Raw genomic sequence first — 15,163 nt, 5'->3', positions numbered from 1 at the left:
GTGTGTGTTTAGTTTTACCAACGCCTTCCAAATAGATCATTTATATACTTTCTGAAGCATAGGTGCAACATGGCATCCGCCTGCACCCGAAGGCTAACTAGAAGGCTAATTCGCGCGAAGACTGTGTCTTCGTGAGCGCCGGCCAGGTTTTCTAAATAGAATAATAACCATTGAGGGAATTTTAAGGAGGTTCTTATGTATTTTGATTTTCATTCTGAACTAGCCAAGCTAGGTCAGGAAATTGAACAACTGTGTGCACCGGAACTGCGTGGTGCCAATAATGCGGCAGCATTCTTTGCCGCTAAAGGAAAGGTCTTGACTATTCTCAATGTCTTATATGGTGAAAAATCCAGAGAGTTCCGAGTGGTCAAACTGACCAGTTCTCCGGCTACTGTGGTTAAAGTCGTAAAGCATATCATGGACAGCCCCGACAGGAACACACTCTCTTCCAAGGTTGTCAATCTGTAATTCTTCCCCTTGAAAATTGAAACAGGCCTAAGCAAAACAAGATGAAAGGAAAATCACCTTTCATCTTGTTTTGCTTAGGCCTGTTTAATGATCAACTGAACTCCCTCTAGATTAAGCATACTATCCTGACCCTGGAGGCTTTCCAGTATCCTAGATTTTAGATAAATTGGAATAATTGTTGATTTTTTTACATTATAATAATATTATGTTTATATATCATTACATAATTATGGAAAAGGAGGGATAAGACAGATTTCAACTTTAACATTCCAGACTCTGATCTATAAAAGGGAGGAAGAACATTGGATAGTAAAAAAGGCATTATTTTTACGGGAGCGGTTATTGGGATACTTGCAGTTCTTCTGGTTCGTTTCGGTAATCCTGTGAACATGGGAATCTGCATCGCCTGCTTTATTCGGGACACTACGGGAGCTTTGGGCTTACATCGTGCAGAGGTTGTTCAGTACATTCGTCCGGAAATTATCGGGATTGTCTTAGGAGCTTTTCTGATCTCATTTGCCAAAAAGGAATTTGATGTGCGAGGAGGCTCATCCCCCTTCCTTCGCTTTATTCTTGGCTTTGTGGTTATGATTGGTGCTTTGATGTTTTTAGGCTGTCCTCTTCGCATGGTCTTAAGACTGGGGGGCGGCGATCTCAATGCTCTGTTTGGTCTGGCTGGATTCGCTTCCGGAATTATTGTCGGCATTATTTTCTTAAAAAATGGGTTTAGTCTTAAAAGAACTTATAAACTCTCCAAACTGGAAGGTTACCTTTTTCCCCTGTTTAATGCCGGGCTTTTTATCCTTCTCTTAACAGCACCTGCCTTTATCTACTTTAGTACCAAAGGTCCGGGAGCCGGGCATGCGCCAGTGTGGATTGCTCTTGCTGCAGGATTGATCGTCGGGGTCTTAGTGCAAAGAACCAGGTTATGCATGGTAGGTGGTATCCGGGATGCTATTCTCTTTAAAGATACTTATTTAATTTTAGGTTTTATCTCCATCATTGTTTTTGCCAGTCTGGGAAATTTATACTTTGGCTTTTATAAGCTCGGTTTTGCCGGTCAATCCGTTGCCCATGCTGATGGATTATGGAACTTTCTGGGCATGACTCTGGCAGGCTGGGGTTCTGTGCTTCTGGGAGGGTGCCCCTTAAGACAACTTATTCTGGCTTCCGAAGGAAATGTTGATTCCGTGATCACCGTTTTAGGGATGTCTGCCGGAGCGGCCTTTGCTCATAACTTTTCTCTTGCCGCCAGTGCTCAAGGACCTTCCCCTAACGGAAAAATCGCGGTACTGATTGGGTTTGCTCTCTTACTTGTGATTGCTTATTTCAATATAGAACGGGATGCCAAAGCAACTGTACAAGGAGGTGCTAAAATTGGCGCAAATTGATACAAGAGGAATGTCCTGCCCTCAACCGGTTCTTATGACCAAAAAGGCCCTGGAAGTTAACTCGAGTGAAGTTACCGTCCTCGTTGATAGTAAAACAGCAAAATCAAATGTGGAACGATACTTAAACTTAACAGGCTACACTATTGATACTATCCAACTGGACGGCGAAACCAATACCTTTGAAATATCAGCAAAGAAGAAATAGCATTATGACTTACATTGTGCTCTTCTACACGAACTCTTCAGCGATCAAATTCGCCAAGTTCATTCAAAGGTTTAACTATCCGGGAGAATTGATCCCTTTACCCCGCAAGTTGACTTCCAGTTGCGGCATGGGTGTAAAATTTCGCTTTACCCAGGATCTTGCCGGAATTATTTCTGACGAAATCGAGAAGATTTATGCAGTTGAAGGGAATCAATACCAATTAGTTTATTCTGCTAAGGATTGAACTTAATAATAGTAAGGGCTTCGTGAAATGACGAAGCCCTTACTAAAGGGAATGGTGTCATGAACGGATTATACTTAGATAATGCAGCCACTTCTTTCCCTAAGGCTCCCGGGGTGGCTGAGGCCGTCGCCGGATTTCTGACCAATTGCGGCTGTAATATTAACCGGGGGCTTTACACGGCATCCTTTGAAGCTGCCAACATTGTCTATGAAACAAGGGAACTTCTGTGCAGCCTGTTTAATTTTCCTAAACCGGAAAACGTAATTTTCACTAAAAATATTACGGAAAGTCTTAATGTTATCCTTAAAGGGTTGTTGAAATCAGGTGATCACGTGATTGTTTCTTCCATGGAACATAACGCAGTTATGCGGCCCTTGGCTTCACTGGCTGAAAAAGGGGTTGAAGTATCAACGGTTCTTTGTAATGCCAAAGGGGAGCTTCCCACCGGCGACTTAGTCCTGCAAATTAAATCCAATACAAAAGCAGTTATTATGACTCATGCTTCCAATGTCAGTGGTACGATCATGCCCTTAGAAGAAGTCGGCCGACTATGTAAGGCGCATAACTTGTTTTTCATTGTTGATTGTGCGCAAACAGCCGGTTTCTTAACCATAGATTTTCTGGCGCTTAAGGCGGATGGATTAGCGTTTACCGGCCATAAAGGTCTCTTAGGCCCCCAAGGAATCGGCGGCTTTTACCTGAATGATAAATTAGCCTCTCTGGTTGAACCCTTGATCGAAGGGGGGACCGGAAGCGCATCAGACAGTGTTCTCCAACCAAGTTATATGCCCGATCGTTTTGAAGCGGGCACCTTAAACTTGCCGGGGATTTACGGGCTCAATGCCTCACTTAAATACTTAAGCACCGAAGGTATTCCTGCCATAAGAGAAAAAGAGCTGAGTCTTGTCCAGAGGTTTATGGAAAATGCGTATACCCTGCCTGGTATTCAGCTCCTTGGCCCCGACCCGGGACAGGACCGAACCGGGATTGCTTCTCTTAACGTTTTGAATCACGATAATGCCGAAGTCAGCTATGAGTTATTTAAGGACTTTGGAATTATGACCCGCTGCGGTCTTCACTGCGCTCCGGCAGCCCATCAGACACTGGGTACGTTCCCCCAGGGAACCATACGCTTTAGTTTCAGCCATTTTAACTCCCTTCAGGATGTGGACTATGTGATTCATTCATTAGGAAAGATCCTTTAAAAAATCCCCATCAGGCCTGCCGGTAGCCCTCCAGAAAATCGCCCAGACGGTCACAGGCCATTTTCAGCTCCTCCATTTTAGGCAAATAGACAATACGGAAATGATCCGGCGACGGCCAGTTGAACCCGCGCCCATGAACCATGAGGATGTGTTTTTCATGGAGAAAATCCAGGATGAATTTTTCATCATCAGTGATATTGAATCGTTTGGTATCAATCCTGGGGAAGACATAGAAGGCTGCCTTAGGTTTTACCACCTGAAGACCGGGAATATTGTTTAAGGCCTTGACGATATATTCCCGCTGCTCATAGATCCGTCCTCCCGGCAAAAGAGCGTCGTCGCATTTATGGAGGTCGGAAAGGGCTGTTTTAATCACATACTGGGATTGTACATTTGAACACAACCGCATGGATGAGAGAATGTTCAACCCGTCAATATAGCCCCGGGCATGGGACTTATCCCCGCTTAAACACATCCATCCGCAGCGGAACCCAGCGATCATATGGGATTTGGAAAGGCCGTTCAGAGTCACAACCAATAAATCGGGAGCCAGGGCGGCAATGGAAGTATGCTCACCGCCATCCATGACCAGGCGGTCATAGATCTCGTCAGAGAAAATAATCAGACTGTGCTGCCGGGCTAGTTCAGCAATCTGTTCCAATAATTCCGTGGAATACAAGGCCCCGGTGGGATTGTTGGGATTGATAATTACAATCCCTTTCGTCTTTGCGGTTATTTTGCTCGTGATATCCCGGATATCCGGATACCATTCAGACTGCTCATCGCAGATGTAATGAACGGCTTTCCCTCCTGCCAGGGTAATAGCCGCCGTCCAGAGAGGATAGTCCGGCGCGGGAACGAGAATCTCATCTCCGTTGTCCAGCAGTCCCTGCATAGCCATCAGGATTAACTCGCTGACACCGTTTCCCGTATAGACATCATTGACACCCACTTGAGGTATATTTTTGAACTCGCAGTAATTGACAATGGCCTCACGGGCGGAGAGAATTCCCTTGGACTCGGAATATCCTTCCGCATTGTGCAGGTTTTCCGTCATCTGGTGAATGATCTCTCCGGGAGCCTCAAATCCAAAGGGGGCTGGGTTGCCGATATTCAGGCTCAAAATATCCAGGCCCTGACTGCGCATGCGCTCGGCTTCCTCCAGCACAGGCCCCCGCACATCATAACAGACATAATCCAGCTTCTTTGACATAGTAAATGTTCTCATTACAATCCCCACTTTCCAAAAATAACTCTCTGCCTGCCTCAATAGGCTGAAGCCTACAAATACAAAAGCCCTAAGCTGATTTAATCAGCTTAGGGCGAATTGGCAAATCCGTGTTACCACCTAAATTCAGAGGTTACTCTGCTCTCTGACGGCATAAAATGCCGCTTCCGCTATAACGGCCGGAACTCCGGTAAAGCTTACTGGACAGATGTCTTTTCGGCTAACAGCTCAGAAACGGCTTCCCTGTTTTCTTCACGAAGATTTTCACCGGCCATCTTCTCTCTGGGCATCTAAAAACAGGTACTCTTCTTCTTCATAGCTTAATGTATTTAATTTTTGCCATTATAGTTCATGGATTTAAAAAAGTCAATAACCTTAATCTGAAAAGTCTTAAAAAACTAAACCTCCTTTGGCATCCTTCTGTAATAGACGAACATGCAGAGCGCCGTTGAAGCCCAGGTTATGGGATATACTATGGCGATACCCCTGATACCAGGGGCTATGACAGTCATAATGCTCAGCAAAGCTATTCTGAGAATACAAATGTTCGTAAGGATAATAAGCATGGGCGGCAAAGCCTTGCCCGTTCCCCTGATGGAGGCGGCCAGGACTTCCATGACGAGATAGATAAAGTAGAAAGGAAATGTGGTAAACGCCAGCTTTCGGCCCAGCTCGATTACACCGGCATCATTGGAAAAGAGAGCGAAGGCCTGCCTGGCAAAAATCAGCACCAGACCACTCAGGACAACGGTGGTTATAATCCCGGCCCATAAACTGACCCTGGTGCCGCGCTTCACCCGCTCCAATTTACCCGCGCCGAAATTCTGCCCGGTAAAGATCGTGGCAGCCTGACCATAAGCCATAATGGGCAGATAGATAAACAGCTCCACCTTAAAATAAGCGGTAAAGGCAGCAATGCTGTCCACCCCCAGGCTGTTGATGTTGTATTGCACGATTAAATTGGAAAGCGTGATCACCATGGCTTGAATCCCCGCAGGAATACCGACCGCCAGAATCTGCCCGCCGGCAGTTCTGTCAATTCGAATCTGACGGGGCCGCAGACGATATGCTTCATCCAGTCTTGATAAATGAAAAAACACCAAAGCCGCGGCAAGACCTTGGGCTATCAGAGATGCCAGGGCCGACCCTTTTACCCCCCAGCCAAGCAAACAAATAAACAGGGCATTGGCGGCAACATTCGTTAAACCGCCAACCAATTGATAGATCATAGGGGATTTGGAGTCGCCTAAAGCCCGCAGAATACCCGCGCCTATATTATAGCCGACCAGGGGGATCAAGCTGAGAAAGTAGATCCTGATATAGCCGGTTGCCTGGATGAAAATATCCTCCGGGGTATTCAGCCAGCGCAAAAACACGGGGGCGAATATATATCCGACTGCCATCAGAAGCGCCCCGCCAAACACACCGATAGCCACACCCGTATGAATAATCCTGCCCAGCTCCCTATAGTTCCCGACTCCAAAGCACTTGGCGGCCACAATGCCGGAACCCACGCTCATCCCTGTGAAGAAGCCGACCATACAGGTAATCAGCAGGCTGCTGGCACCGACGGCGGCGGCAGCTTCCTTCCCCAGAAGCTGTCCCACAAATATCAGATCAACGGTATTGTAAAGTTGTTGGATCAGGCTGCCGGCAAGCAACGGCAGCGCGAAGAGAATCAACTGCTTCCCTATCGCGCCCTCAGTCATATTTTTATTCCGCGCTTTTTCTGCCGGCATTAGGATTCGACGGATCTTTCGAGGCCGTAAGCCACCAGGGGATCCCCTTGAAGCACTGCCAGCCCGCCGCTGTAATAGAAAACGGTTCCGTCATCTTCCGCCCGGTATTCCCGCAGGCGTTTACCGTAAAAGTCCTCCATGTAGCCCAGCAGGTCCCCCTTTTTTATCATCCGGTTTTCTTCTACCTGAGGATACCAAAGCCCTCTGTCTTCCGCTGAAAGATAGATGGTTTCACCATAAACCTTTTTGCTGCAGATTGGTTCCGGCTTCTTTAAAGCCAGCATCTTAAAGTGAGCCAGCAGAAGGCGGAGATCCCGGCAATAGGCCTCAATCCATTCTTCCTTGCAGAGGCCGCAGCTGCCCCGTTCCAGCAATAAGCCCGCAATCCCCTGTTGGGCGGCGTAACTGTACTCCCCGGTTTTGGCTGTCGAAGCAATGAGATAGGGGATGTCCGTGGCACGGGCGGCGGCGAGAGATATCCTCCGCACCTCTTCACCGGCAGCCGCCGGAAAAAACAGGCAGGGGGTCAGCGGCTCCATGCCGCCGCCGCTGTGCAAATCCACGATAAAGTCAACTTGAGGAAATACCTGCCGGACAAAATAATCGGCAATCCTGTCCCCTGCTCCGCCCTGGGGATTCCCCGGATAATTAGCGTTTAAATTTGCGCCGTCTTCAGGTACACGGCCCGGACTTTTCGCCCAGAACCCACTGGTATTCACACTGTGCACCAACACCAGGCGGCCGTTTATTCCGGCGGGATCAAGCTCCCTGGCCAAACGGATGGCAGCCGCCACACCCGGATATTCTCCGCTGTGGATACCTGCTGTCACCAGCAGGGTCATGCCTTCTCCGCCGCCGCAAATCACCGTAGCCGGTATCTCATAGTCGGGAATATTGGGATGGATCACAATCTGTTTTTTTTCATTGGGTGGTATGCGGTGACCGCACAGTTCAAACATCTCCACTTGATTACCTCCAGATATCATCTATATAAATGACAAGCTATTTGATGTCCGGGTGCTGTTTCCCGCAAAACAGGCTTTGTCTCCCGGCAAATTTTCATACAGTGACCGCACCGGTTTTGAAAGGGACATCCGGCGGGTAGATCCAATGGACTGGGCGCGTCCGAATCAACGCTCTGAATAGGCTTGGAAAAGTCCATATTGAGAGAAAAAATGGCATTGATCAGTACCTGGGTATAAGGATGCATAGCGCATTTGCCCACAAGCTTTCCGGGAATCAGCTCAACCACATGGCCGAGATACATGATGGCAATCTGATGGGACATGGAACGAACCAGAGAGACATCATGGCAGATAAAGGCAATGGTCAGGTTCCGTTCCTGCTGCAATTTGACTAAGAGGTCAATAATGTTCCTTTGAACGGACACGTCCAGTGCCGAGGTCGCTTCGTCGCAAATCAGAATTTCCGGCTCCAAAGCCAGGGCACGGGCAATCCCGACGCGCTGCCTCTGTCCGCCGCTCATGCTGTGAGCATAACGATGGCTAAAATCACCCGGGAGCTCCACCATTTCCAAAAGCCGGACGGCCGCTGCCTCCGTTTCTTTTTTAGAAATAATACCGAAGTTCAGCAAGGGTTCGCACAGGATGTCTTTAACTTTCATCTTAGGGCTAAAAGCCGCTGCCGGGTCCTGAAAGACCATCTGGATATGCCTGCGGGTCTGGCGCAGAGCTTCTCCCCGCAGATGCGTGATGTCTTTGCCCTTAAATCGTATTTCGCCCTTGGTGGGTTTGTCCAGCTGGGCAAGCATGCGGGCCATAGTGCTTTTCCCGCATCCGCTCTCCCCGGCAATCCCCAGGGTCCTGCCCCTGTACAAAGTCAAATTCACATCGCTGTTCGCATACAGCCGACGCCCTCCGGAAGCGGGGAAAACACGACTGACATTTTTGGCTTCCAGAATAGGGTCTGCCTTACGAAACATACATTTCTCCCTCCAACACCGGAACGGCAGCAAGCAATCCTTTAGTATACTCGTCTTGCGGCCGGCGAAGAATCTGCTCCCGGGTCCCCTCGTCTACAATCAGGCCGTTTTTCATTACAAGAATCCGGTCTGCCATATAAGCCGCAACCCCCAGGTTGTGGGTAACTAAAATGATGCTGGTATGATAGCGCTGCCGCAATTCCATCATTTGGCGGACGATTTGCGCCTGAGTTGTCACATCCAGAGCGCTGGTCGGCTCATCCGCCAAAAGCAGCTTGGGCTGGAAAGTCATGGCCATGGCAATGCCTACCCGCTGCCGCATGCCGCCGCTGAGTTGGAAAGGGTAGCTCTCCATGATGTTGTCGCTATCAGGCAGACGCATCTGCCCCAACATATGGACGGCTTTCCCATAGGCTTGTTTTTTGGTACTGGCTTCATGCATCCGGATATACTCCACATACTGGGGGCCGATGCGGCGGATGGGATTGATCATCATTCCCGAATCCTGGAAGATCATGGAGATCTGGGTACCGCAGAGTATCCTCAATTCCTCTTCGTTCAGAGATAAGATGGAGCGCCCTTCAAAGAGGATGTCGCCCCGGGCGGCAAAACCGCTGTGAGGGAGGAGTCCCATGACCGCACGAATAACCGATGTCTTCCCGCTTCCGCTTTCCCCCACAATGGCTAGGATCTCACCCGGCTGCATGCTGAGGTTGAAATGCGCTACCGCCGGGGCGGCGGAACCGTATTGGATGGTGAGATCTTTGATTTCAAGCATGGCGGCCTCCTACAGTCTATTTGTTAAATTTAATATCCTTGGTCACCCAGTAAAAATCATTTGGGGATACATTGATTCCGGTGAGGGTATCGGCGGTGCACATATTGTAATTAAAGTAGCCGTAGACAAGGACGGCGGCGTCATCCAGCAGGATCTGCTGCATTTGCACCATATAATTCTTTCTGGCCTCAGGATCAAATTCGCTCTCCAAGGCTTCGTAGAGTGCGTCGTATTGACTGTTTTTATAATTGGCGTAGTTGTCGTCACTCTTGGAATACCAGTGCTTCAGGTACTTGGCGGGATCACCGGTCTGAGTGGTCACCTCATTGCTGGTGCAGAGATCAAAGGTATGGTGGTTCAAAACATCGGCTTGTGTTTCGGTGAGCTGCACGGTGCACTTGATGCCGATGACGTTTAATTGCGCAGCTTGAGCCTGGGCAATTTTATCCATCTGCCGGTTGGCGGTTACCTTGTAATCCAGATTAATGGCCTGCCCCTTCAGATCCCTGTAGCCGTCGCCATCGGAATCCACAATACCCGCCTGATCCAGAACTTTTTTAGCCTTCTCCGGATCATAACTGAATTGATATTTAAGTTCATCGTAGCCGAAGTCCAGACTGGATGGAACGGCAGCGTAACCGTAGGTATAGGAGCCGCTGGTAGTTACATCGGCAATGGTTTTGCCGTCAATGGCCATCATCACGGCCTGCCGCAAGGCGTCGTTGCCCATAATGCCCTCCATGTTGATGTGGGCATAGCCTATGCGGGAACCGGCTACTTCGTTGACTGTGAAGCCGCCTGCCTTCAGAAGGAGATCCCGGTCAGAGGCAGGAATGTTGAGGGCCAGATCCACACTGCCGTCCTGCAGGGCCATGGTACGGGTGGAGGGCTCTTTCGCCTGCATGATATTGACGGTTTTAAAAGGGACTTCCCCATCCCAGTAATGCTCGTTGCGCACCATCTGCACATCGTTGTCCTGAGTAAAGGAAACGAAAGCGTAGGGACCGGTGCAAATAGGACCCTCCAGCTGAACCTTCCGTTGAGCGGAGCCCTCCACATCAATCACCATTGTCCAGGGATAAGCCAGGCATCCCGGCATATCGGGAACCGGCTTTTTAGTGACGATGGTTACCGTCCCCGCAGCGTCATCTGCTGCAATGGAGGAATAAGTGAAGTGCCCCTGGGGGTTCCCCGCCCCGCCATTGGCGGGATCTTCCAGCTTGAAGAGGCGCTCGATGGATTTCACTACATCACTTGCTTTCATGTCTTTGCCATTTGAGAATTTCACGCCGTCGCGTATTTTGAACGTCCAGGTGAGGTTGTCGGCAGCTACTTCCCAGCTTTCCGCCAGCCATGGGGCAAAGTTCCCGTTTTCATCATAGCGGATCAGGGTTTCACCCGCACCCCAGCGCATCACAAACCAACCGTCCCAGTTCAGGGAAGGCTCCAATGTGGCGGACATCAGTTCAGTGGCGACATTCAACTGTGTTTTTCCCGACGAAGAACTTGCCGGGCCGGCTGTGCCCGGATTGCTGCCGCAGCCGGCGAGCATGGACAGCGCAAGGCAGATAGTGACGAATAGAATGAACCCTTTTCTCTTTTTCATATGTTTGACCCCTTTCAAATTATTATGATAATTGGTTAACTGTAGCATTGCTGCGGAGAACCCCGGCTTCATCCTCCGGGCGCCCTGAGAGGGTCTGCTCCTGTTTGGGGTCCAGAATATCGCGCAGGCTGTCCCCCAGGAGGTTGAACACTACCACTACTATAAACATCGCCGCTCCGGGACACCACAGCAGCCAGGGAGACGACTGGAAATACTGCCGGCCCTCACTGAGCATATAGCCCCACTCCGGCGTGGGCGGCTGGACGCCGAATCCCAGGAAGGACAGGGAGGCTAAAGCAAGCATCATCGCCCCGATATCCGTAGCGGCGGTAATCACCATTGTCGGCAGGGCATTGGGCAGCATATACCGCCAGAGGATATATCTGTTTTTCGTGCCTGTCATGCGTGCGGCGGTGATATAGTCGCAATTCTTTATTTTCAGAACCAGACTGCGCGCCAAGCGCGCGTATTTTGTCCAACTGACAACAGCGATAGCGGCAATGGAGTTTATCATATTGGGTCCTAAAATACCGGCAATCGCCATAGCCAGCACAAGATCGGGAAAAGCCAGCATACTGTCGGCCAACCGCATAATCACAGCGTCCACGGTTCTGCCGAAGAAACCGGCCACAATTCCGAGCAGCGTACCGCATACCAGAATGACTGTGACCAGCGTCAGAGCACTCACCACTGAGGTTCTCGCGCCAAAAACAACCCGGGAGAATACATCCCGCCCCAGGGCGTCCGTACCGAACCAGTGCTCCGCGCCGGGCAGCTGCAAAGCATCCTGCAGAACTGCCTCTAAGGGGTCATGAGTGGCAATAAGGGGCGCAAAGAGCGCTATGAATCCGATCAGCACCGCCAGGAAGGCAAATGCCATGAAACTTCTGTGTTTTTTCACAAAGTCAAGGAAAGTCTTTATGGCTTATGCCTCCTTCCGTATTCGGGGGTCAATCAGGCTGTAGGACAAATCAACCAGTAAATTGATGACCATATAAATCATGGCGATCCACAGCACAATGCCCTGAATTAATGGATAATCCCGCGCGCCGACGGCATTTACTGCCAGATTGCCAAGGCCCGGATAGGCGAAAACAATCTCCACCACTGCGGTCCCGCCCAGAAGGGAGCCAAGGGAAAGGCCCAGCATGGTTACCAGGGGCAATAAGGCATTGGGCAAAACGTGCCGGATCATTATCACAGAGGGTTTGATGCCTCTTGCTTTCGCACCTACGACGTAATCCTGCTGCAGCTCTTCTAAAACCGCAGCTCTGACCTGGCGGGAGTATTTCGAGGCCATGGCGATAGCCAGGGTAACCCCCGGCAAAACCAGCCTTTTCCAACCTGCCGTGGTTGATATCACCGGCAAAAGGTTGAGTTTAAGGGCAAATATGTACAAGAGAAGCAGTCCGATCCAAAATCCCGGCATGGATATTCCGACAAAAGAAAATCCGCGGAACAGATAGTCCGTGAATTTGTTTTGCCGAACAGCCGAGACAATACCGGCCGGCAGGGAGAGAGCCAGCATGAGAACGAGGGAAAACAACGCCAGCTTGAGAGTGGGCCAAAGCCGCTGGCTCAACAGTGCCGCCACAGGTGTTTTCTTCGAAAAGGATGTCCCGAAATCGCCTGCCAGACAGTTTGTCAGCCATGAAGTATACTGCAGGACAAAAGGTTTGTCCAACCCCATCGAATGTCTGGCCGCCTTCAGCATATCCTCGCTAGGCACAATGCCGCTGGCTGCAAACATAGCACTGGCCGGATCCCCCGGGGCCAGATATGTGAGCAAAAAAGTGAAAAAACTTACAAAAAACAATACAATCACCATTTGGAAGAACCGCTTGGTCAATTTCAGCAAGCTAATATGTATCACCTCTCAATCATCTCAGCCCTATGGCCTGCCTGCCCGGCAATACCTGCTGCTGATCATATAAAGAAAACCCGGCTTCGCCGAGCTTTAAACGCATGCTTGCGAATGAGGCGAAGTCGCTGGTTGCACTTATGCTTAGAAAGTATACAACGAAAAGTTATACTTTCTGACAGTATAAAAAAGCAGCCTGTTACGGCTGCTTTGAGTTTATGCTGCTAATCCGGGAAACCATGTCACTAAAGGCAAAGGATAGACCATTAGCCCATGAGAAATCCACCAAATGAGCGGCCCAGATACCGTAGGCGTTCATTAATATGTGTATAAGCAGGTCTCCTGACTTGGTTCATCGCCTTACAGCCCTTCCCGGAATACTCCAGTGGATTGCTGCAAAACTCCCCTTCACAGTGACGGCCTCGCTCCGGAATTACACCGGATTCCCTTTTAATTCATGCGAAACTTATACATGTTATTATATTAGCTTAATCTTAGCATGTCTGCTAATATTTGTCTATAGAATTGTTTTTAGATATTAAATTGTCAAATACTAGCATTTCGAAGAAAAGAATGGTGATTTGATGTCGTCAAATATTTGGAAATCACCGGAAACTATAAATGTTTAGAACTTGTGTGCCGATAAATAACTTGAAAGGTAAATTTATACTTTTACAATGGAGGTGGCTTTATGAAAATAGCAAGCTCAGATGTAGCGATGAGCAGTCAGCACAGTTATTCTGAAGCAACTGTCAGTTTTGAGTCTTTAAAATTATGGAGCAACCAAGGGGGTACTCTTAGCCAAATTAACTCTGCCAAGCTTGAGGTTGATACGGTTGAACTATCTGAAGAAGCTAAATATCTTCAGATGTCCGGGGAAAACAGCGTAAGCAAATCCAGCAATGAATCCGATTCGCTTTTTCAGCTCAGCGAATCAGATAAACGAAAGATTGAGCTTATCCAAATGCTCTTCAAAAGTCTAACGGGAAAAAAGCTTAAGCTTGTAGTACCGGATAACATCCAAGCCCCCAAAACAATTGCTGTTCAGCAATTGCAGCAGCCCCAAAGTGCAGGCTGGGGTCTTATCTACAACCGAAGTACAACCCACTATGAAGCCGAAAGTACGTCTTTTAACGCTCAGGCATCCATCAAAACGGAAGATGGCCGGGAAATCAATTTGAATTTGCAGTTAAATTTGAGCAGAGAGTTTATTTCCCGAAACAACCTCAGCATACGTGCCGGAGAGGCTTTAATCGATCCCTTGGTTATCAATTATGGTTCGGCAAGTGCCTCAGTTACCCGGGAGAAGTATGAGTTTGACATTGATGCGGACGGAACACTGGATCAAATATCCTTTGCCGGACCTGGCAGCGGTTTTTTAGCCTTAGATCTTAATAATGACGGCATTATCAACGATGGCAGGGAACTTTTTGGTCCTAACAGCGGGGATGGTTTTTCTGATCTGGCCAAATATGATCTGGATAAAAACGGGTGGATTGATGAAAACGATGCTATTTATGAAAAACTGCGGATTTGGATCAAAGATGCCCAGGGTAATGACTTATTATTGGCTCTGGGCGAAAAGGGAATTGGTGCCATCTATCTGGGAAATGTCAATACCAGCTTTGCCCTAAAGAACAGCAACAACGAATTAAACGCCCAAATCCAAAAAACCGGACTATTTCTTAAAGAAGATGGCAGTGCCGGAACGATTCAACATGTTGATTTAAGTGTATAAGAGCTTTTCATGGAAAAGTCTTCAATCATGAGCTAGCATAAAAAGACTCGTCAAAAGAAAACCTTCCTTTCAGCAGATAGACCATATCAAAAACGGCAATAGTTTTCTCGAAATCATTTTCTAAATTATTTTCCAAGTCGCTCATTGCCTCTGGCATATCTGCAGCGTTCCCCCCTTTTTGACTCCAAACAACAATCTCACCCAAAAGTAGTTCTCCACCTTCTGCAGGAATCTCTTTTAAAGAAGTCTTCGGTTGAAATGTGCCCAAGAATTTTGATTCTTCTCTTTCCGGCCAAGTTATTATTGCAACTCTACTTTGATTAGTAAGACCATAAAATTTCCAATTTTCTTCGCTATTCTCGTTATTTCTATCCATCGTAATTAACATTGCGGTTTTGTCCGGAGATAAAGTGTAGCCTCCTCCATCAATCTGATTGACTTTGTTCCCTTTTTTGTAAATGTCTACCCAAACATCCATCCGGTTTATTCTCTCTGGAGGCGTAATTTCAAAAGAGAATATATATCGACCGTCAACTATCTCTTTTGAAGATTCTACAGTCTTCACTTGACCTTCCCATTGTTGAGTTATCTCATTTTGCGGGTCTCCAGGCGAAATTGGGCTACAAGCAATAAGGGTAAAGCTGCAAATCCATAAGAATAAAATAAAATACCTTTTCAAACTTTTTCTCTCCTATGTAATATTTTTTTGAGGATAGGGTGGCCTTTCCAGCCACCCTATCCTCGTGTTAAAACATCAA

General features: G+C 48.3%; 15 protein-coding genes, 1 riboswitch and 1 other annotated feature. Of the genes, 6 read left to right on the top strand and 9 right to left on the bottom strand.

Going from position 1 to position 15,163, the window contains the following annotated elements:
- The first annotated feature begins 195 nt into the window (after positions 1–195).
- From DESYODRAFT_RS12325 to DESYODRAFT_RS12305, 5 genes are all read left to right on the top strand, one after another.
- Positions 196–468: a hypothetical protein gene (locus DESYODRAFT_RS12325; protein ID WP_007783446.1), complete on the top strand. Its 273-nt coding sequence runs from the start codon at positions 196–198 to the stop codon at positions 466–468.
- 302 nt (positions 469–770) lie between these two features.
- Positions 771–1,859, top strand: a complete 1,089-nt coding sequence (gene yedE / locus DESYODRAFT_RS12320; protein WP_007783445.1) for a YedE family putative selenium transporter — start codon at positions 771–773, stop codon at positions 1,857–1,859.
- Positions 1,837–2,064 (top strand): sulfurtransferase TusA family protein, encoded by a 228-nt coding sequence (locus tag DESYODRAFT_RS12315; RefSeq protein ID WP_157137302.1) that lies wholly within the window; start codon positions 1,837–1,839, stop codon positions 2,062–2,064. The genes yedE and DESYODRAFT_RS12315 overlap by 23 nt, the downstream gene beginning before the upstream one ends.
- A gap of 4 nt (positions 2,065–2,068) precedes the next feature.
- Positions 2,069–2,308 (top strand): putative Se/S carrier protein, encoded by a 240-nt coding sequence (locus DESYODRAFT_RS12310; protein WP_007783441.1) that lies wholly within the window; start codon positions 2,069–2,071, stop codon positions 2,306–2,308.
- A 59-nt stretch (positions 2,309–2,367) separates the two neighbouring features.
- Positions 2,368–3,513, top strand: coding sequence for an aminotransferase class V-fold PLP-dependent enzyme (locus DESYODRAFT_RS12305; RefSeq protein WP_007783438.1), 1,146 nt, complete (start codon positions 2,368–2,370; stop codon positions 3,511–3,513).
- A gap of 10 nt (positions 3,514–3,523) precedes the next feature.
- Here the strand turns inward: DESYODRAFT_RS12305 and DESYODRAFT_RS12300 are convergent, their stop codons facing one another.
- The 8 genes from DESYODRAFT_RS12300 to nikB all read right to left on the bottom strand — a co-directional run bounded on the left by DESYODRAFT_RS12300 (position 3,524) and on the right by nikB (position 12,679).
- On the bottom strand, positions 3,524–4,741 hold the full coding sequence (locus tag DESYODRAFT_RS12300) for a pyridoxal phosphate-dependent aminotransferase (RefSeq protein ID WP_007783435.1): 1,218 nt from the start codon (positions 4,739–4,741) through the stop codon (positions 3,524–3,526).
- A gap of 87 nt (positions 4,742–4,828) precedes the next feature.
- Positions 4,829–5,067, bottom strand: a binding site (T-box leader).
- A gap of 72 nt (positions 5,068–5,139) precedes the next feature.
- Positions 5,140–6,450 carry an MATE family efflux transporter gene (locus DESYODRAFT_RS12295; RefSeq protein WP_242833631.1) on the bottom strand — a complete coding sequence of 437 codons (1,311 nt, stop codon included), beginning with the start codon at positions 6,448–6,450 and terminating at the stop codon, positions 5,140–5,142.
- Positions 6,451–6,479: 29 nt separating this feature from the next.
- Entirely contained in the window at positions 6,480–7,439 is a 960-nt protein-coding gene (locus DESYODRAFT_RS12290) for a M14 family metallopeptidase (protein ID WP_042339672.1), read from the bottom strand.
- A gap of 23 nt (positions 7,440–7,462) precedes the next feature.
- Entirely contained in the window at positions 7,463–8,422 is a 960-nt protein-coding gene (locus DESYODRAFT_RS12285) for an oligopeptide/dipeptide ABC transporter ATP-binding protein (RefSeq protein ID WP_007783432.1), read from the bottom strand.
- Positions 8,412–9,200, bottom strand: coding sequence for an ABC transporter ATP-binding protein (locus DESYODRAFT_RS12280; protein ID WP_007783431.1), 789 nt, complete (start codon positions 9,198–9,200; stop codon positions 8,412–8,414). Before DESYODRAFT_RS12280 ends, DESYODRAFT_RS12285 begins: the two co-directional genes overlap by 11 nt.
- A 16-nt stretch (positions 9,201–9,216) precedes the next feature.
- Positions 9,217–10,806, bottom strand: a complete 1,590-nt coding sequence (locus DESYODRAFT_RS12275; protein WP_007783430.1) for an ABC transporter substrate-binding protein — start codon at positions 10,804–10,806, stop codon at positions 9,217–9,219.
- 22 nt (positions 10,807–10,828) lie between these two features.
- Entirely contained in the window at positions 10,829–11,707 is an 879-nt protein-coding gene (nikC, locus tag DESYODRAFT_RS12270) for a nickel transporter permease (RefSeq protein WP_345788215.1), read from the bottom strand.
- A gap of 24 nt (positions 11,708–11,731) precedes the next feature.
- Positions 11,732–12,679 (bottom strand): nickel ABC transporter permease, encoded by a 948-nt coding sequence (gene nikB, locus DESYODRAFT_RS12265; RefSeq protein WP_007783424.1) that lies wholly within the window; start codon positions 12,677–12,679, stop codon positions 11,732–11,734.
- 303 nt (positions 12,680–12,982) lie between these two features.
- A riboswitch (cobalamin riboswitch) is annotated at positions 12,983–13,152 on the bottom strand.
- A 206-nt stretch (positions 13,153–13,358) separates the two neighbouring features.
- Here nikB and DESYODRAFT_RS12260 point away from each other — a divergent pair.
- Positions 13,359–14,405 (top strand): hypothetical protein, encoded by a 1,047-nt coding sequence (locus DESYODRAFT_RS12260; protein WP_007783423.1) that lies wholly within the window; start codon positions 13,359–13,361, stop codon positions 14,403–14,405.
- A 25-nt stretch (positions 14,406–14,430) separates the two neighbouring features.
- On the opposite strand, the gene DESYODRAFT_RS12255 is transcribed toward DESYODRAFT_RS12260, so the two are convergent.
- A complete protein-coding gene (locus DESYODRAFT_RS12255) occupies positions 14,431–15,084 on the bottom strand; it encodes a hypothetical protein (protein ID WP_007783422.1) in 654 nt (217 codons plus the stop codon).
- Between the last annotated feature and the right edge of the window lie 79 nt (positions 15,085–15,163).

The organism is Desulfosporosinus youngiae DSM 17734 (genome assembly GCF_000244895.1).
In the GTDB taxonomy this organism is placed as follows: domain Bacteria; phylum Bacillota; class Desulfitobacteriia; order Desulfitobacteriales; family Desulfitobacteriaceae; genus Desulfosporosinus; species Desulfosporosinus youngiae.
This window is presented reverse-complemented; position numbering and strand designations above follow the sequence as displayed.